This is a genomic window from Pseudonocardia phyllosphaerae (assembly GCF_046546475.1).
Taxonomy (GTDB): Bacteria; Actinomycetota; Actinomycetes; order Mycobacteriales; family Pseudonocardiaceae; genus Pseudonocardia; species Pseudonocardia phyllosphaerae.
The window spans coordinates 25,529-42,629 of the sequence record NZ_JBKGXS010000003.1 but is presented as its reverse complement, the minus strand read 5'-3'; the positions used below and the strand labels follow the sequence as shown (position 1 = coordinate 42,629).

At 71.2% G+C, this 17,101-nt stretch carries 20 protein-coding genes and 1 tRNA gene; 7 read left to right on the top strand and 14 right to left on the bottom strand.

Going from position 1 to position 17,101, the window contains the following annotated elements:
• Positions 1-116: 116 nt before the first annotated feature.
• The 5 genes from ACLE50_RS08650 to ACLE50_RS08630 all read right to left on the bottom strand — a co-directional run bounded on the left by ACLE50_RS08650 (position 117) and on the right by ACLE50_RS08630 (position 2,389).
• A complete protein-coding gene (locus ACLE50_RS08650; protein WP_410942911.1) occupies positions 117-416 on the bottom strand; it encodes a DUF1416 domain-containing protein in 300 nt (99 codons plus the stop codon).
• A 2-nt stretch (positions 417-418) separates the two neighbouring features.
• Positions 419-1,255 carry a sulfurtransferase gene (locus ACLE50_RS08645; RefSeq protein WP_410942910.1) on the bottom strand — a complete coding sequence of 279 codons (837 nt, stop codon included), beginning with the start codon at positions 1,253-1,255 and terminating at the stop codon, positions 419-421.
• 33 nt (positions 1,256-1,288) lie between these two features.
• A complete protein-coding gene (locus tag ACLE50_RS08640) occupies positions 1,289-1,756 on the bottom strand; it encodes a DUF4395 domain-containing protein (protein WP_410942909.1) in 468 nt (155 codons plus the stop codon).
• 74 nt (positions 1,757-1,830) lie between these two features.
• Positions 1,831-1,905: an Ms5788A family Cys-rich leader peptide gene (locus ACLE50_RS08635; RefSeq protein ID WP_410943251.1), complete on the bottom strand. Its 75-nt coding sequence runs from the start codon at positions 1,903-1,905 to the stop codon at positions 1,831-1,833.
• Positions 1,906-1,966: 61 nt separating this feature from the next.
• On the bottom strand, positions 1,967-2,389 hold the full coding sequence (locus tag ACLE50_RS08630; protein WP_410942908.1) for a thioredoxin family protein: 423 nt from the start codon (positions 2,387-2,389) through the stop codon (positions 1,967-1,969).
• A 218-nt stretch (positions 2,390-2,607) separates the two neighbouring features.
• Here ACLE50_RS08630 and ACLE50_RS08625 point away from each other — a divergent pair, with 218 nt between their 5' ends.
• The 6 genes from ACLE50_RS08625 (at position 2,608) to pstB (ending at position 8,761) form a co-directional block, all read left to right on the top strand.
• On the top strand, positions 2,608-3,417 hold the full coding sequence (locus ACLE50_RS08625; protein WP_410942907.1) for a winged helix-turn-helix transcriptional regulator: 810 nt from the start codon (positions 2,608-2,610) through the stop codon (positions 3,415-3,417).
• Between the two features lie 109 nt (positions 3,418-3,526).
• Entirely contained in the window at positions 3,527-4,438 is a 912-nt protein-coding gene (mshD, locus tag ACLE50_RS08620) for a mycothiol synthase (protein ID WP_410942906.1), read from the top strand.
• Between the two features lie 216 nt (positions 4,439-4,654).
• Positions 4,655-5,761, top strand: a complete 1,107-nt coding sequence (gene pstS / locus ACLE50_RS08615; protein ID WP_410942905.1) for a phosphate ABC transporter substrate-binding protein PstS — start codon at positions 4,655-4,657, stop codon at positions 5,759-5,761.
• Positions 5,762-5,885: 124 nt separating this feature from the next.
• Positions 5,886-6,830 carry a phosphate ABC transporter permease subunit PstC gene (gene pstC, locus ACLE50_RS08610; protein ID WP_410942904.1) on the top strand — a complete coding sequence of 315 codons (945 nt, stop codon included), beginning with the start codon at positions 5,886-5,888 and terminating at the stop codon, positions 6,828-6,830.
• 1 nt (position 6,831) lies between these two features.
• A complete protein-coding gene (gene pstA, locus ACLE50_RS08605; RefSeq protein WP_410942903.1) occupies positions 6,832-7,968 on the top strand; it encodes a phosphate ABC transporter permease PstA in 1,137 nt (378 codons plus the stop codon).
• 13 nt (positions 7,969-7,981) lie between these two features.
• On the top strand, positions 7,982-8,761 hold the full coding sequence (gene pstB / locus ACLE50_RS08600) for a phosphate ABC transporter ATP-binding protein PstB (protein ID WP_410942902.1): 780 nt from the start codon (positions 7,982-7,984) through the stop codon (positions 8,759-8,761).
• A gap of 36 nt (positions 8,762-8,797) precedes the next feature.
• On the opposite strand, the gene ACLE50_RS08595 is transcribed toward pstB, so the two are convergent.
• The 7 genes from ACLE50_RS08595 to ACLE50_RS08565 all read right to left on the bottom strand — a co-directional run bounded on the left by ACLE50_RS08595 (position 8,798) and on the right by ACLE50_RS08565 (position 15,368).
• A complete protein-coding gene (locus tag ACLE50_RS08595; protein WP_410942901.1) occupies positions 8,798-9,460 on the bottom strand; it encodes a phosphate signaling complex PhoU family protein in 663 nt (220 codons plus the stop codon).
• Between the two features lie 107 nt (positions 9,461-9,567).
• Positions 9,568-9,765 (bottom strand): dodecin family protein, encoded by a 198-nt coding sequence (locus ACLE50_RS08590; RefSeq protein ID WP_410942900.1) that lies wholly within the window; start codon positions 9,763-9,765, stop codon positions 9,568-9,570.
• A gap of 68 nt (positions 9,766-9,833) precedes the next feature.
• Positions 9,834-10,490, bottom strand: a complete 657-nt coding sequence (phoU, locus tag ACLE50_RS08585) for a phosphate signaling complex protein PhoU (protein ID WP_410942899.1) — start codon at positions 10,488-10,490, stop codon at positions 9,834-9,836.
• Positions 10,491-10,587: 97 nt separating this feature from the next.
• Entirely contained in the window at positions 10,588-11,925 is a 1,338-nt protein-coding gene (locus ACLE50_RS08580; RefSeq protein ID WP_410942898.1) for an LCP family protein, read from the bottom strand.
• A gap of 537 nt (positions 11,926-12,462) precedes the next feature.
• Positions 12,463-13,395 (bottom strand): GGDEF domain-containing protein, encoded by a 933-nt coding sequence (locus ACLE50_RS08575; protein ID WP_410942897.1) that lies wholly within the window; start codon positions 13,393-13,395, stop codon positions 12,463-12,465.
• Positions 13,396-13,541: 146 nt separating this feature from the next.
• Complete coding sequence (gene dusB / locus ACLE50_RS08570; RefSeq protein WP_410942896.1) at positions 13,542-14,723, bottom strand: tRNA dihydrouridine synthase DusB; 1,182 nt, start codon at positions 14,721-14,723, stop codon at positions 13,542-13,544.
• Between the two features lie 63 nt (positions 14,724-14,786).
• On the bottom strand, positions 14,787-15,368 hold the full coding sequence (locus ACLE50_RS08565) for a superoxide dismutase family protein (RefSeq protein WP_410942895.1): 582 nt from the start codon (positions 15,366-15,368) through the stop codon (positions 14,787-14,789).
• 237 nt (positions 15,369-15,605) lie between these two features.
• Between ACLE50_RS08565 and ACLE50_RS08560 the strand changes: the two genes are divergently transcribed.
• Positions 15,606-15,678, top strand: a tRNA-Lys gene (locus ACLE50_RS08560).
• 55 nt (positions 15,679-15,733) lie between these two features.
• Here the strand turns inward: ACLE50_RS08560 and ACLE50_RS08555 are convergent.
• Positions 15,734-15,913 (bottom strand): helix-turn-helix domain-containing protein, encoded by a 180-nt coding sequence (locus ACLE50_RS08555; RefSeq protein WP_410942894.1) that lies wholly within the window; start codon positions 15,911-15,913, stop codon positions 15,734-15,736.
• Positions 15,914-16,170: 257 nt separating this feature from the next.
• On the bottom strand, positions 16,171-17,037 hold the full coding sequence (locus ACLE50_RS08550; protein WP_410942893.1) for a PD-(D/E)XK nuclease domain-containing protein: 867 nt from the start codon (positions 17,035-17,037) through the stop codon (positions 16,171-16,173).
• Positions 17,038-17,101 lie beyond the last annotated feature (64 nt).

Sequence of the window (17,101 nt, the reverse complement as noted above, 5' to 3'; positions counted from 1 at the left end):
GCGCCTTCGCGAGCTCAGGCGACGGTACTGATGCGCGCCTTCGCGAGCTCAGGCGACGGTGTTGTCTCGCGCCTTCGCGAGCTCAGGCGACGGTGTTGTCTCGCGCCTTCGCGAGCTCAGGCGACGGCAATCTCCGCCTGGTGCAGGCCCGGCCCGTCGGCGACGAGCTCGGCGTCGCCGTTGCCCGAGCGCGACAGCGCCCGGACGGTCCAGGTGCCCGGCGCGGCGAAGAACCGGAAGTCACCCGAGGCCGAGGACACGACCTCCGCGGTGAACTCGCCGGTGCCGTCCAGCAGCCGCACGAAGGCCCCGGCGACCGGCTCGCCACCGGCCACGACGCGGCCGGCGACCACGGTCTCCTTGGACAGGTCCGTGTTCGGGGGCAGGGTCAGGGACTGGTCAGGTGCTCCGCACATGCTTACTTCGCTCCCAGCTCGATCGGGACGCCGATCAGCGAGCCGTACTCGGTCCAGCTGCCGTCGTAGTTCTTGACGTCGGAGTGGCCCAGCAGCTCGTGCAGCACCACCCAGGTGTGGCTCGAGCGCTCGCCGATGCGGCAGTAGGCGATGGTCGCCTTGCTACCGTCGTAGCCGGCCTCGGAGTAGAGGGCGGCCAGGTCGTCGTTGGACTTGAAGGTGCCGTCCTCGTTGGCCGCCTTCGACCACGGGATGTTCACCGCCGACGGCACGTGGCCCGGGCGCTGGCTCTGCTCCTGCGGCAGGTGGGCCGGGGCCAGGATCTTGCCGGAGAACTCGTCGGGCGAGCGCACGTCGACCAGGTTCTTCGTGTCGATCGCGTCGACGACCTCGTCGCGGAACGCGCGGATCGAGTTGTCGGCGTCCTTGGCGGTGTAGGAGGTGGCGGGGCGGTCCTTGACCTCGCTGGTCAGGGTCCGGCCGTCGAGCTCCCACTTCTTGCGGCCGCCGTCGAGCAGCACGACCTTGTCGTGGCCGTAGAGCTTGAACTCCCAGTACGCGTACGCGGCGAACCAGTTGTTGTTGCCGCCGTAGAGCACGACCAGGTCGTCGTTGCCGACGCCCTTGGCCGAGAGGAGCTGCTCGAACTGCTCCTTGGTGACGATGTCGCGGCGGACCTCGTCCTGCAGCTCGTCGGTCCAGTTGACCTTGACCGCACCGGGGATGTGGCCCCCGTCGTAGGCGGTGGTGTCCTCGTCGACCTCGAGGAACACCACCCCGTCGCTGTCCAGGTTCTCTTCCGCCCAGTCGGCGGTGACGAGGACGTCCTCGCGGCTCATGTTCGATCTCTCCCGTTACGTGTTCGGTGGGACTCAGGAACGCGCGGGCAGCGAGCCGCTGCCGCGCAGGCGGGCGAGGAGCCCGTACATCTCGCAGCCCAGGCAGAAGCCGAAGGCCGCGTTGAGGAAGGCCGCCGCGAGCGCCGCCGCCGTGGCGACGACGCCGAGCAGCGGCAGGCCGCCCAGGTAGCCGGCCGCGGCGACCGCGGTGAAGACGAGGCCGACGGTCTGCGAGAAACGGACCGGGGCGGCGTCCTCCCATGCGGTGGCCGGGCCGAGCCTGCGTGCGACGAGCCGGCGGTACAGCTCGCCGTAGGGAGCGAACTGCATGCCGGCGAACCTGCCGACGGCGAACACCGCCGCCTGGGCGGCGGCCAGCCATCCGCTGCCGCTGACCAGCACCAGCGCCAGGACGACGGTGGTGAGTGCGGCGGCGAACCGGACGCCACGCGGGTCGAGCCTCGGCTCGGCGCGCGCGACAGGGATGTCCGTCACGGACATGATGGAACTCCTGCGGAGCTTTCCGGATGACGGCCGGACGCGTCAGAGGTGACGAGCCGGCCCGGGCACTCGGGTCAGGAGGCCAGACAGAGGCAGCCGGCGAGGCGGCACAGATCGACTGCGCGGCGTCGGGTCAGCGGCCAGTTCACGGGGGCGAGCGTAGCCGACGGTGCGCGGTCCGCACACCCCGAACCGCTCACACCTGTCCGGTCAGGTTCCAGGATGTGGGAGTGCCGGGGTCAGCTCGTCCACCCGGGGCACCCCGGAGACCCGCAGGACCTCGGCCCCCTCGGCGTCGAAGACCACGGTGGTCGGGGTCCGCAGGACGCCCAGCGTGCGGGCGACGTCCTGATGCTCGGCGACGTCCACCTCGACGTGCGCGAGCCCCGCGTCGGCCGCGACGAGCGAGCCGAGCACCTCGGCGGTCTGCCTGCACGGGGCGCAGGCCGGCGACGACAGCTGCAGCAGCAGGGCTCGCCGTCCCTGCGGCTCGGTGTCCGCGAGATCCCAGCCCGAGGGCCCGGACCCGGGCTCCGCGGCCCGGACGCGCCCGTCCCGGCGGCGCAGCCACAGGCCGTAGAGACTCAGCGCTGCGAGCGCCACGAGCAGGACGACCAGCCCGGTCACGTCCATGTCCCTGCACCTCCGAGTTCCCGGCGGTGCCCGGCCGTACCGCCGCTGACCTGCACGGTAGGCGCTCCCGTCCGGGAGCGTCCGCGACCCCCGCCGGGGCCGGATGAGATCATCGGCGCCGACGGGACCGGAACGGTTCCTGCGTGAGGCGGGTCGCGATCGTGCTGACTCATGCGTGACGCCCGGGTATCGTCCACGTATCGCGAGAGGAGGAGTCCATGGAACTGCTCCTGCTGACCACGGCTCCGGAAGCGGCCGCCGTGCTGCCTGCCCTGTCCCTGCTGCCGCACAACGTGCGGACCGCGGCCCCCGAGGTCGCGGCGTTGCTCGACGCCGGCCCGCACGACGCGGTCCTCGTCGACGCCCGCAGCGACCTGGTGGCGGCCCGCTCCCTGTGCCGGTTGCTCGGCAGCACCGGGACCGACGTGCCGGTGATCGCCGTCCTCAACGAGGGCGGGCTGGTCGCCGTGTCCGGGGAGTGGGTGGTCGACGAGATCCTGCTTCCCGCCACCGGCCCCGCCGAGGTCGACGCCCGGCTGCGCCTGCTGCGCGCACGCCCCGGGGCCGAGTCCTCCTCCGGCGGCGGTGCGCTCGTCCTCGGTGAGCTGGTCATCGACGAGGCCACCTACTCGGCTCGGCTCAAGGGCCGCCTGCTCGAACTCACCTACAAGGAGTTCGAGCTGCTCAAGTACCTCGCGCAGCACGCGGGCCGGGTCTTCACCCGCGCCCAGCTGCTGCAGGAGGTCTGGGGCTACGACTTCTTCGGTGGCACCCGCACCGTCGACGTCCACGTGCGGCGGCTGCGCGCCAAACTCGGCGGCGAGCACGAGCAGATGATCGGCACCGTGCGCAACGTGGGCTACAAGTTCGTCCGCCCGTCCCGGGGCGGGATCGCCGCGCCGCCGGAGCCGGAGGACGAGGACGACGAGTCCGCGCCCGCCCGTGCCGAGGAGCGTGCGAACGGGGAGCGTCCGGCGGGCCTGCGCCCGTCGACCCGGCAGCAGCCGGGATCTCTCTCCTCCCGCTGAGTCCTCCCGCAGGGTCCATCGCGCAGGGTCCATCGCGCAGGGTCTCGCGCCGGGCCGTCCGGGGTGAGCCCGGCGGCGGGGTGCGGCGGGCCCGGTTAGGGTCCGCACCGTGGACCCGCGCGTGCTGACCGAGATCGACGCCGACACCGTCGCGGGCGTCCGTGCGACGCTCGCCGCCGCCTCCGCGGCCGACGGTGCGGAGCCGCTGTCCGAGCAGTTCCTGCTAAACCTGCGCCCGGACGCGCCGCGCGACGGCGTCCGGCACGTCCTGCTCGGCGGCTCCGGCGAATCCGGCAGGCACGACGGCCCGGTCCCGGCCTACGCCCAGCTCGACGGCGAGTACGCCGAGCTCGTCGTGCACCCGGACGAGCGCCGCGCCGGTCACGGATCCGCGCTGGTCGACGCGCTGGAGAAGCTCACCGCCGCCCCGCACGTCTGGGCGCACGGCGATCTCGATGCCGCCCGCGCGCTGGCGGAGAAGCGCGGCTACCGGCGCGACCGGGTGCTCTGGCAGATGCGGCGCACCGCCGACGCCGGCGACCTGCCCGCGCTCACCGTCCCGGACGGCGTCACCCTCCGCGCATTCGTCCCCGGGACCGACGACGCCGAGTTCCTCCGCGTCAACAACGCCGCCTTCGACTGGCACCCCGAGCAGGGCGGCTGGACCGGGGACGAGCTGGCTGCCCGCGAGGGCGAGGACTGGTTCGACCCGGCCGGGTTCCTGCTCGCCCTCGACGACGCCTCCGGGGCGCTGCTCGGCTACCACTGGACCAAGGTCCATCCCGCCGAGGAGACCGGCGAGGGAGCGATGGGCGAGGTCTACGTCCTCGGCGTCGACCCGGCCGCGCACGGCCGCGGACTCGGCGGCGTCCTGACTCTCGCGGGTCTGCACCACCTGCACGACGACCGCGGCCTGGAGACGGTCCTGCTCTACGTCGAGGCGGACAACGCGCCCGCCGTGAAGGTCTACGAGCGCCTCGGGTTCACCGTGCATGCCGCGGACGTGAACTACGCGCGTTGACCATTGCGTCATGCTGACATGAACCGGACATAGTCACCGCGCGCGACAGCGTCCTCACGGGGTGTTCGCGGTGTGATATGGATCCACCCGTTCGGGCGTCGTGTTCAGCTCGTGTTCATCTTCCGTGGGTCAGGCGGCCAACCCCCCTCTTTAGCGTCATCGGCCGGCGGCCGAGGGGTCGTCCAACGGCACGAGCCGATCACGGAGGAACCTGTAGTGAAGACCAATCGGCGCGCGCCCCGAGCGCGCCTGGCGGCCGCCGGGGTCGCGGCGTCCTGTGCGCTGTTCGTCGTCGCCGGTTGTGGCGCGGCGAACGAGGGCGGCGGAGGCGGCGCCCAGGGTGGCGGCGTCAACGGCACGATCAACGGCGCGGGCGCGAGCTCGCAGCAGGCCGCGATGCAGGCCTGGAACGCCGGCTTCTCCGAGGCCAACCCCGGCGCTCAGGTGAACTACCAGCCGGTCGGTTCGGGCGGTGGCCGCACCCAGTTCATCCAGGGCGGCGTGCAGTTCGCCGGCACCGACTCCTCGCTGAAGGACAAGGAGCTGACCGACGCCAAGGCAAAGTGCGGCGGCGACGTCATCGAGATCCCGGACTACATCTCCCCGATCGCCGTGGTCTACAAGCTCAACGGCGTCGACGACCTCACCCTGTCGCCGGCCACCGTTGCGGGGCTCTTCAAGGGCGACATCAAGACCTGGAACGACCCGAAGGTCGCTGCCGACAACCCCGGCAAGCAGCTCCCGGCGACCAAGGTCTCCCCGGTGCACCGCTCCGACAAGTCGGGCACCACGCAGAACTTCACCGACTTCCTGAACAAGGCCGCGCCGAAGGTGTGGACCTCCAAGGCCGCCGAGGAGTGGCCGGTCCAGGGTGGTGAGGCCGCGCAGGGCACCTCGGGTGTCGTGAACTCGGTCAGTGGCGGCGACGGCACGATCGGCTACGCCGACGCCAGCCAGGCCAAGGACCTCGGCAAGGCCAAGCTGAAGCTGGGCGACAAGGCCGTCGAGCCGAGCGCCGAGGCCGCGGTCAAGATCTTCGAGGAGTCGAAGCGCAAGGAGGGGCAGGGCGACAGCGCGTTCGCCTACGACCTGAACCGGACCGCCACCGGCGGTGCCTACCCGGCGGTGCTGGTGTCCTACCTGCTGGCCTGCCCGCAGTACCAGGACCAGTCGCAGGCCGACGCGACCAAGGCGTTCCTGCAGTACGTCGTCAGCCCGGAGGGGCAGCAGAAGGCGGCCGAGGCGGCGGGCTCCGCCCCGCTGCCGGACTCGCTGCGCAGCCAGATCACCCCGGTGATCGAGAAGATCAAGGCAGCGGGCTGAGCCGTCCGCGACGGAACGAGCACTAGCCACGGGCCCCGGTCGGTCGTCATCATCGAGACGCCCGGCCGGGGCTCACGGCCGCTCTCCCCCCTGTCCAGCAACCACCGCATCACCAGGGACAACTGTGACCACCACGCAATCCGCGCCTGAGACCACGGCGCGCAAACCCGTCACCCAGCCGGGTGACCGCATCTTCGCGGGCGCCGCGAAGGGCGCGGGCATCCTCATCCTCGTCGTCCTGGCCGGCGTCGCCGCCTTCCTGGTGAGCAAGACGTTCCCGGCGCTGACGGCGTCGGCCCCCTCGGCCCCCGACGGGTTGGTCGTCTACATCGCCCCCCTGGTGTTCGGCACGCTGCTCAGCGCGGTCCTCGCGCTGATCATCGCGACGCCGCTCGCGGTCGCGGTGGCCCTGTTCATCAGCCACTACGCCCCGCGCCGCGTCGCGCAGATCCTCAGCTACCTGGTCGACCTGCTGGCCGCGGTCCCCTCGATCGTCTACGGCCTGTGGGGCGCGCTGACCCTCGCGCCGGCGTCGGCCGGGCTGCTGGTCTGGCTCAACACCTACTTCGGCTGGCTGCCGTTCTTCGCCGGCCCGCCCTCGGCCACCGGCCGCACGATGCTCATCGTCGGCGTGGTGCTGGCGGTGATGATCATGCCGATCATCACCGCGGTCTCCCGCGAGGTCTTCCTGCACGTCCCGCGCCTGCACATCGAGGCGGCGCTGGCCCTCGGCGCGACCCGCTGGGAGACGATCCGGCTCGCGGTCCTGCCGTTCGGCCGGTCCGGAGTCGTCTCCGGCGCGATGCTCGGCCTCGGCCGCGCGCTCGGCGAGACCATGGCCGTCGCGATCGTGCTGTCGGTCTCCGGCGGCGTCACCTTCGACCTGATCGGCTCGGCGAACCCCTCGACGATCGCCGCCAACATCGCGCTGCAGTTCCCGGAGGCCTCCGGGATCGACGTCAGCGTGCTGATCGCCTCCGGCCTCGTGCTGTTCGTGATCACCCTGCTGGTCAACATGCTCGCCCGGTTCATCGTCGAGCGCCGCCGCGACTTCTCGGGAGCGAACTGACATGTCGACCGGAACCGAACACGACGAGTCCGGGCGCGAGAGCACCGGCGCCGTCGCCGCACGCACCGCGAGCCCGGGCCTCGACGCCCCGGCCACCTCCGCGCCGCTGCCGAAGAAGGAGGGCTCGCTCCCGAACTGGGCGCCGTGGGCCGTCCTCGGCGGCTCCGCCGTGGTCATGGCCGTCTTCGTCGCCCTGCTCGGCGGGTTCAGCATCGGCCTGTGGGTCGTCCTGACCGCGCTCGCGTTCCTGGTGGTGACCTACCTGGGGTCGCGGGCCATCGAGGGACCGCGCAAGGCACTGGACCGGCTGGTCACCGCCGTGGTCACCGGCGCCTTCCTGGTCGCGATGATCCCGCTGGTGTCGGTGCTCTGGACGGTGATCTCCGAGGGCTGGGCGCGCTTCGACGTCACGTTCTTCACCAACTCGATGCGCGGCGTCGTCGGTGTGGGCGGCGGTGCGTCGCACGCCATCCAGGGCACCCTGATCATCACCGCGCTGGCCGCGCTCATGTCGATCCCGGTCGGTGTGCTCACCGCGGTCTACCTGGTCGAGTACGGCAACCAGAACAAGCTCGCCCGGGCGATCACCTTCTTCGTCGACGTCATGACGGGTATCCCGTCGATCGTCGCCGGCCTGTTCGCCTACGCGCTGTTCGCGCTGTTCGTCGGCCCGGGTGTGCGGCTCGGCTTCGCCGGTGCGGTCGCGCTGACCGTGCTGATGATCCCGATCGTCGTGCGCTCCACCGAGGAGATGCTCAAGATCGTCCCGAACGACCTGCGCGAGGCCTCGGCCGCGCTGGGCGTGCCGAAGTGGCGCACGATCCTCAAGGTCGTCATCCCGACGACCGCGGGTGGTATCGCCACCGGCATCACGCTCGCGATCGCCCGCGTCATCGGCGAGACGGCACCGCTGCTGGTCACCATCGGCTTCACCCAGGGCGTCAACGGCAACCCGTTCTCCGGGCCGATGGCCGCACTGCCGGTGTTCTCCTACTTCTCCTACGCGACGCCGGGCATCCCGCTGAGCGCGTTCATCGAGCGCTGCTGGACCGCCGCACTGGTCCTGATGGTGATCGTCATGATCCTGAACATCGTCGCTCGGATCATCTCCCACATTTTCGCCCCGAAGACCCGATAAGGATTTCCGAGACATGGGCAAGAGCGTCGAAACCAAGGACCTGAACATCTTCTACGGGTCGTTCCTCGCGGTCGAGGACGTCAACATGACGATCAAGCCGAAGACGGTGACGGCTCTGATCGGGCCGTCCGGCTGTGGCAAGTCGACCTTCCTGCGGTCGATCAACCGGATGCACGAGGTCGTCCCGGGCGCGAGCGTCGAGGGCAAGGTCGAGCTCGACGGCGAGGACCTCTACGCGCCGGGCGTCGACCCGGTCGGGGTGCGCCGGCAGATCGGCATGGTCTTCCAGCGGCCGAATCCGTTCCCGACGATGTCGATCTACGACAACGTCATCGCGGGCCTGAAGCTCAACAACAAGAAGGCGCCGAAGTCCGAGCTCGACGAGACCGTCGAGCGCTCGCTGCGCGGCTCGAACCTGTGGAACGAGGTCAAGGACCGGCTCGACAAGCCCGGTTCGGGCCTCTCCGGTGGTCAGCAGCAGCGGCTCTGCATCGCCCGCGCCATCGCCGTCCAGCCGGACGTGCTGCTGATGGACGAGCCGTGCTCGGCGCTGGACCCGATCTCCACCCTGGCGATCGAGGACCTGATGAACGAGCTCAAGCACGAGTACACGATCGTCATCGTCACCCACAACATGCAGCAGGCCGCGCGGGTCAGCGACATGACCGGGTTCTTCAACATCGAGGGCACCGGCAAGCCGGGCAAGCTCATCGAGTTCGACGACACCAAGACGATCTTCTCCCAGCCGAAGGAGAAGGAGACCGAGGACTACGTCTCCGGTCGCTTCGGCTGATCTCCCGTCGCACCCCGGGCCGGCCCCGCCGGTCGGTCAGATCGGCACCTGGTCCGGGGTCCCGCCGGTGACGGCGTAGACGACGTGCTCGGCCAGCCGGACGGCCTGGTCGGCGTAGCGCTCGTAGAACCGGGCGAGCAGGGCGGTGTCGACGGCGGCGGGTACCCCGGCCGTCCAGTCCGGGCCGAACATCAGCTCGAACACCTCGCGGTGAGCCGCGTCGACCAGGTCGTCGTCGGCGTCCAGCTCGACGGCGAGCACGACGTTGCGGGTGCGCAGCACCGAGGCCGCCTTCTCGGCCACGTCCGCGACGCGGGCGCCGTAGGTGACGAACAGCGGGTGCGCCTGGTCGGGAAGCGGGTGCGCGTCCTCGGGGGCACGGGCGACGACCTCGGCGACGTGCCGGGCGAGGTCCCCCATCCGTTCGAGTACCTGCGAGCAGCGCAGCGCGGTCACCACCGACCGGAGCGGTCCGACCACCGGCTGGTGGACTGCCATCGTCTCCACGGCGAGCAGCTCGATCGCGGCGCGGTGACCGTCGATGATCGGGTCACGGGCGACGACCTGCTGTGCGAGCCGCCTGCGGTCCTCCAGCAGAGCGGTGGAGGCGTTGCGGAACGCGGTGACGACCAGCGGGGCCATCTCGTCGAGCATGGCCTGCAGCTGCGTCAGGTTGTCGTCGAGCGTCTCCCTGCGCATGGGACGACCTTAGGAGCCGAGCGCCCCGAGCAGCGGCCCGGGAGCGGTGAACGAACGATGAACGGACCTGTCACCCGTCCGGTGGCACGCCTCGGTGCGCGCCCCGTTCAGGCGGCTTCGCGGACGCCGACCCGCAGGTCGACCTGGTAACGGCCGCCCGTACCCGAGACCGTGGAGCGGACGCCGGTCACCTCGAACCAGTCGAGGGACCGCCCGGCACGGTGCATGCCGTCGCGGATCGCCTGCTCGACGCTCTCGTCGGACGTGCCGACGACCTCGGTCACGACACAGCCAGCCGGTTCCATGGACCGAGGGTGCCCCGACGGTTTCCCGGCCAAACGCACGAGTGCGACGCACGTGACACCGGTGTGGTTCAGACGGCGAGCGGACCCGGCATCTGACCGGTCACGACGTAGACGATCCGGCGGGCGACGGCGACGGCATGGTCGGCGTAGCGCTCGTAGAAGCGGGCCAGCAGGGCGACGTCGACGGCGGCGGAGACCCCGTGCGTCCAGTTCCGGTCCATCAGCACCGTGAACATGTGTTTGTGCAGGTCGTCCATGGCGTCGTCGTCGGACTCGAGCTGGGCGGCGGCCTCCAGGTCGCGGCTGCGGATCACCCGGCCTGCCTTCTGGGCGAGCTCGACGCCGACCCGGCCCATCTCGGCGAAGTACGGCTTGATCTCGTCGGGCACCACGTCCTGCGGGTGCCTGCGGCGGGCGGCCTGCGCGACGTGCAGCGCGAGGTCGCCCATGCGCTCGATGTCGGCGGCACCGTGGATCGCGGCGACGACGATGCGCAGGTCGGTCGCGACCGGGGCCTGCAGGGCGAGGAGACCGAACGCGCGGTGCTCGGCCGTGGCGCGGATGCCGTCGATCCGCATGTCCTCGGAGATCACCTGCTCGGCGAGGTGGAGGTCGGCCTCGAGCAGTGCGCGGGTACCGAGTTCGAGGGCGCGTGCCGCGTCGTCGCACATCTTCGCCAGATCGCCGGCGAGCTCCTCGAGTTGTTCCTGGTAGGCGTCCCGCATGCCCCGAGCCTAGTGGGACGGGGTCGCAGCAGCAGCCGCGGTCGGTGAACCGAGGGTGAACGGTGGACGACCCGGCTGCCGAACGGTCGAGTGCCGTTCAGCCGCAGGCCGCCGGGGGCGCGGGTGCGACGGATCCCTCGGGCAGCGGAGTGTGCTCGCGCAGCGCGGCGAACAGCTTCCGCGCGTCGGATCGTTGCAGGTCGAGATGACCGCGGGTGTTCGGGGCGGGGGAGACCGGGGCCTGGCTGAAGATCAGGTCGCCGGGGCCGTCGGTGCCGGCGAGCTGCCGGGCGAGGCTCAGGATCTCACCGGCGGACACGCCGTCGGCGACGAGCGAGCCCGCCACACCCTGCGCGGCCTGCCCGGGGGCGCCCGGGGTGAGCAGCGACGACGTCGACAGCGCCGAGCCCAGCGCGCCGGCGAGGACCTGCTGCTGGCGTGCGATGCGGTCCGCGGGCGAGGCCGCGTCCGCGGGGGTGACGGCCGAGGCGAACCCGCGGGCGCCCGCACCGTCGAGCTCGGTGCGTCCGGCCGGGACGCTCGCACCGTGGGCCGGGTCGTCGACCGGCGCGGCGGCACAGACGTCGACGCCGTCGACCGAGTGGACCAGACCGTCGGCCCCGGCGACGTCGAAGGCGACGAACCCGGTGACCGGGATGCCGGTGAGCTGCTGGACGGCGCCGACCGCGCACTCCGGGCCGCCGACGTCGTAGGTGGTCGCCAGGGCGACGCGGGACTCGGCGGGCACGGTGTCGCCGTAGGCGGCGGGAGCCGGGTCGAACCTCCGGCACGGCGGCCGGGCGACCTCGAGCGTGCCGGGGATGGTCAGGGCGACGGCCTGGCCGTCGGCGGGCTGGTGCACGAGGACGGCGGTGTCGGTGCGGGCGGCGTCCGGGACGTTGTTCGCGCGGTCGGCCGCCAGGCCCAGGACCAGCACGTTCCGGTCGCCGGCCTGCGCCGCGGCGTCGAGGATCGCGTCCGAGGTGGGGGCGAGTGCGGGGACGGTGCGCACGGCGTCGTCGATCCGGCTGCGGCCGACAAAGCCCCACGCGGTGACGGCGAGAACGACCAGCGCCAGGATCCCGGCGCCGACGCGCAGGCGACGACGGATGGGGTTGTCGGGCTCGGTCTCGGGCTCCCCGGTCTCGGGCTTCCCGGGCTCCGGCACGGGGGCCTCGGTGTCCGCGGCGGAGCCCGCCTCGGGCTCGGGCTCGTCCTGCGTGTCCGGGGTCGCGCCGTTGAGCTCGTCGGCGTACCGGCGGCGCAGGCGGCGGGGGACGATCGCGTCGAAGACCTCGGTGACGCGGGAGTCCGCGGCACTGCGGTGCGCCGCGGACGCCGGCCGTGCGACGCCGCCGGAGTCGGTGCCCTGCGGGGGTGCGGGCCGTGCCACGCCACCGGAGTTGGTGCCCTGCGGCGGCGCCGGTCGTGCCACGCCACCGGAGTGGGTGCCATGGGGAGGCGCGGGCCGTGCCACGCCACCGGAGTGGGTGCCCTGCGGGGGTGCGGGTCGTGCCACGCCACCGGAGTGGGTGCCATGGGGAGGCGCGGGCCGTGCCACGCCACCGGAGTGGGTGCCCTGCGGGGGTGCGGGTCGTGCCACGCCACCGGAGTTCGTGCTGGTCGGCGGCCCGGGGACGCGATGCGGCCCGGACGGAGCCGCACCGGGACCGGGCCGCTGCGGCGGCCCCATCGGGTACCGCCCGCTCGACGGGCCGGGAGCGGGATCCTGGGGGACGGGGTCGCCGGGACGGCGCGGCACCCGGCCGCCCCGCACGCGTCGTACACCGGGCGGGAGCGGCGGCTGCTCCGGACCGGACGCGGCCCGGCGGGCGCCGTGCGAGCGCGCGTCGTCCCCGTCCTCGCCGTCCTGCACCGCGTCCTCCTCGTCGTGCACCACACATGCGCTGGTCGTGCGCGGTGTCGGCCCGGCACACGCGTGGTCGCCGGCGACCGTGGTCCGGCCGGGAGTCTACGAAGCGGGCAGGTGCGGCCGGGGGCCGGGGCGGTACGGGGCCGGGTCCGGCTGGGGGACCGATCGACGACCGGCCGCCGCCCCGGCGAGGACGACCCGGCCCTCGCCGGACCGGTAGGCGACCGCGTTCCGCCCGGCCTGCTTCGCGGTGTAGAGCAGCACGTCGGCCTCGGCCACCAGCGGGTCGACGCCGTCGGCGGAACCGGTGTGCGCGATCCCGATGCTGATCGTCACCCGCAGCTCGGGGTGCAGCGCCGACCAGTCGTGTGATGCGACGCGCTCCCGGGCCGCCTCGCACGCCGCGACCCCGGCGTCGGAGTCGAGACCGGGCAGGACGAGCGCGAACTCCTCGCCGCCGTAGCGGGCGCAGAACGCGCCACGGGGCAGCGCGTCGTCGAGCTCGTCGACCATGCGCTGCAGGACCCGGTCGCCGAACGGGTGCCCGTGGGTGTCGTTGACCTGCTTGAAGTGGTCGATGTCGGCCAGCGCGAGGCAGACCGGGCGGCCGTCGGTACCCGACAGCAGGTCGGCGAGGCGCTCGTCGAGATAGCGCCGGTTGTACGACGACGTCAGGCTGTCCCGCCGGCTCTGCTCGTGGGCCTCCGCGTGCTCGCGGCGCAGCCGGTCCAGCTCGGCCTCGCTCGGCGCGGCCGGGCCGTCCGGCAGTCCGTTCAGCAGCCGTACGGCCTCACGCAGGTGCAGGTAGGCCTGCTCGTAACGGCCGTTCCCGGCGAGGCGCTCGGCCGCGGCGGTGTGCAGTGCCGCCTGCGCCGACGGCGTCGACGCCACCACGTCGTCGGAGGCGGTGACCTCCGGGAGCGGTTCGGAGGGACGTTCCGCGGACGGGGCGGAGCGGGCCTCGGGGGACGGCTCGACGACGCGTCGTGCCGACCGCACGAGCTTGCGCACCGTCCACGCCGTGTCGGTCACCGTTCACCTCCGTCCCACGAATCGTCGCAGAGGTCATCGGCGGATCCGTGGCGACACTTGAGATGAGTGTGTCGGCAGGCACCCGTTCGGCCTCGAAACGTGCCCTGAACGCCTCAACGAGGTGGTCCGTCCAGGGTAACGGGTTCTCAGCCGCCCGAGTGATCCACATCGGCGCCGAAGGGCACCGACGGGTCGTCCGGGTCGTCGAGCCAGTGCTCGGGCAGCGTGACCCTGCCAGGCGAGCCCTGCCGGCCGCGCGGGCCGTCGGCCTCGGCCGGGAACGGCTCGTCGAGCGGGAGCTGGGCCAGCAGCTCGTCGAGCTCGTCGATCGAGTCGACGAGCCCGAGGCTGCGGCGCAGCTCCGAGCCGACCGGGAACCCCTTGAGGTACCAGGCGATGTGCTTGCGGACGTCGCGGATGCCCTTGTCCGGGCCCATGTGCTCGCCGAGCAGCACGGCGTGCCGGCGCAGCGTCGCGGCCACCTGCGCCAGGTTCGGCGGGGCGGGCAGCTCGCGGCCGGCGAATGCCGCCTCCAGGTCGCCGAACAGCCACGGGCGGCCCAGGCAGCCCCGGCCGACGACGACGCCGTCGCAGGCGGTGCGCGACACCATGTCCAGCGCGTCCTGCGCGGAGAAGATGTCGCCGTTGCCCAGCACCGGGATGTGCGCCGGCACCGCGTCGCGGAGCCGGGCGATCTTCTCCCAGTCGGCCTGGCCGGAGTAGCGCTGCGCCGCGGTGCGGGCGTGCAGCGCGACGGCCACGGCACCGGAGTCGACGGCGATCCGCGCGGCGTCGAGGTAGGTGTGGTGCTCGTCGTCGATGCCGATGCGCATCTTGACGGTGACCGGCCGGTCCCCGGCGCCCTCGACGGCCGAGGACACTATCCGCTCGAACAGCTTCCGCTTGAACGGCAGCGCGGCGCCGCCGCCCTTGCGGGTCACCTTCGGGACCGGGCAGCCGAAGTTCATGTCGATGTGGTCGGCCAGGTCGCGCTCGCGGATCGACTGCGCGGCAAGGCGCATCGACTCCGGGTCGACGCCGTAGAGCTGCATGGAGCGGGGGTGCTCGTCGCCGTCGAAGGCGATCATGCGCAGGGTGAGCGGGTTCTTCTCGACCAGCCCGCGCGAGGTGATCATCTCGCAGACGTAGTACCCGGCGCCCTGCTCACGGCACAGTCGGCGGAAGCCCGGGTTGGTGATGCCCGCCATCGGCGCGAGCACCACCGGCGTGTCGACCTCGTAGGGGCCGATCCGCAGCGGTGGCAGCACGCGCTCGCGGCGAGCGGGGGTGTCCGTCCGCTCGGCACGGACGGCGGTCTGCACGGTCATGGGCCCCATTGTCCCAGGTACCCGCGCCGACCGGCGCCCCGCCCGCCGCTGCCCGGGCGTGGGTCAGAACTCGACGTTCACACAGCCCGGCCGGCTGCCGGCCTTGCCGGCGTGCCCGGCGTGGGTCTCGGTGGCCTTCTCGTGGATGACGACGGACTTGGGCTTGCGGTCGTCGGGGAAGCTGCCCTTGACGGTGCTGGTCGCCTCACCTGCGCCCTGGGCGTCGGTGGTGACGTCGAGCCAGATCTCGTTCTGCGGGTTGGCGAAGGCCGGGTCGACGCTCGGCTTCACCGGGTCCTGCTCGAACTGGAAGTGCGGGCCCGCGGCCTCGCCGTCGGTGGGGGAGCAGGCGTTGACGTGGGCGTGCGCGCCGTAGGTGCGGTTCGGCTTCAGGCCCTCGACCTTGAGCGTCGTGGTGACCGCGTCGTCCTTCGACGAGGAGCTGACCTCCACCTTCGACCCGGCGGGGACCAGCTCGGGGTTGTAGGTGAACGCCGGGCCGTTGCCGCCCTGGGCGAACGTGGCCGACACCTGCGTGGCGTTCTCGCCCGACGACGACGCCGTCTGCACCCCGGAGCTCGAACAGCCGGCACAGGCGACGAGGGCGAGTGCGGCTGCGGGCAGGGCTGCGTGACGGAGCATCATGTTCGCATTGTGGGACTTCGCCGCATTTCGGGCACGCGCTGGCACTCGTCCGTGTCGACACCGTGATCATCTTCGGTGGCCGGGGCCCGCGGTGACTGATCCGAACCGGTGTCACTCGCGTCGCTCCACGGGGCCCGCCGGTCGCGGACGGTAGGCTGGCCATCGGTCCGCCGAGACCGTCCGGGGGGATGTCGGCATCCGGTGGCGGACCGTCCCGACGACGTCGGGCAGGTCGAGGGGCCCTTAGCTCAACTGGCAGAGCAGCGGACTTTTAATCCGCGGGTTCCGGGTTCGATCCCCGGGGGGCCCACATTGTCCCAGGTCAAGCACCTGATGTCGCCTCCTTGTCAAGATCCACCCCTGGTCTACCCCTGGGTATTGCGGAAAGCTCCAGTACGTCCGCAGCGTCGGCCCGGGCGACGTTCCGGCCGAAGTAGTCGGCTCAGGGTCTGCCGGGAGACGTCGAACTGGGCCGCCACATGACAGCGCGGCTCGCCTTGCTCGACGGCCAGCACGGCGCGGTAGCGCTGCTCGACCACGGTCATGTCCACCGGGGCCAATCCCGGCCTCCGACCTCCCGCTGACCAGCACGGACAGCGGACAGGAAAGCCGATCAGGCCCGAACTTCAAGCATCAGGTGAGACCGGAACGTCAAGCATCAGCCGGGACACGACAGCGGCGGCGGCGTTCGCTGTGTCTAGACCTTCCATTCGATATCAAGGCGGCGCCTGTGGCGCCGCGCGTACGGCGGGGCGTGCGGCCGCTGGCCGGTCCCCGCCGTACGCGCGGCCACTCCAAGCAGCTATGGGACAAAGTGAACTCGCACCACGAACTTGCGGCCGTCAATGGTTCGGGCGCCACTGAGGTCTCGTTCCACTGCAGATCGATCTTGGACGACCCGATTCGGATCCCAGATCACGCATTGAAGAGTATCGCAGCTGCTGTGCCGATGGTACGTTCCAATGTCAACATGCAGCTCAGGAATAATTCGTGACGCATTCTCGCGCCTTGCGAATTTTACTTCAATTACCGTCGAAACTCCGGCAATCGAGAGATCGACTCGCTTTCCGCTCCCTGCGAATTTGCTCACCGAATCCTCGATAGTTACGTCGGGGAAAACTCCCCGCAGCATGATATACAGTAAATCACGTATCTGCTCTTCTTTTGTGAGCTGCTGGCCTGATAGGCCTTGCACGCCGGGTCGGCTTAGGTGGTCTACGACAGCGGGTATACCTTGGATCACCTCGTCGACGAGCCGCCGCCTGTCTCGTTCATAACCGGAGCCCAGCACTTCGCGCCGGTTGCCGTCCTCAAAGCATAGGAGATCCTCCAATCCCTCGCCAAGGAAGGCAGCTGGTGGAAGTCCTAAATCCTTGCGAAGTCGGTATGTGGCAGCCTCAATCCGAACTTGACGATTGGCGATTCGGCTAAGTGCCGAGTCGTCGTCAAGTCCGTCTTTGACGCCCTGAATCCATTCATCGTAAGCCTGCATTGCGTCCACATAGCGGATTATTTCGGAGGGGGTCAGGCGAAATCGGACTAATGCAAAATCGTCGAGATCCTCAACAAACTGCTGACTGGTGATCGTTCCATCGAACTCCAAACTCTCTAACTCTGACTTGTGATGATCATCAATGTGGTAGAAATCCCGCCCAAACGCGCTGAACATGCTCGTACTATCTCAGGAGCGCGGCGCTTGATCTAGAGGGCCGGACAGGCCCCCGCCGGGCGGG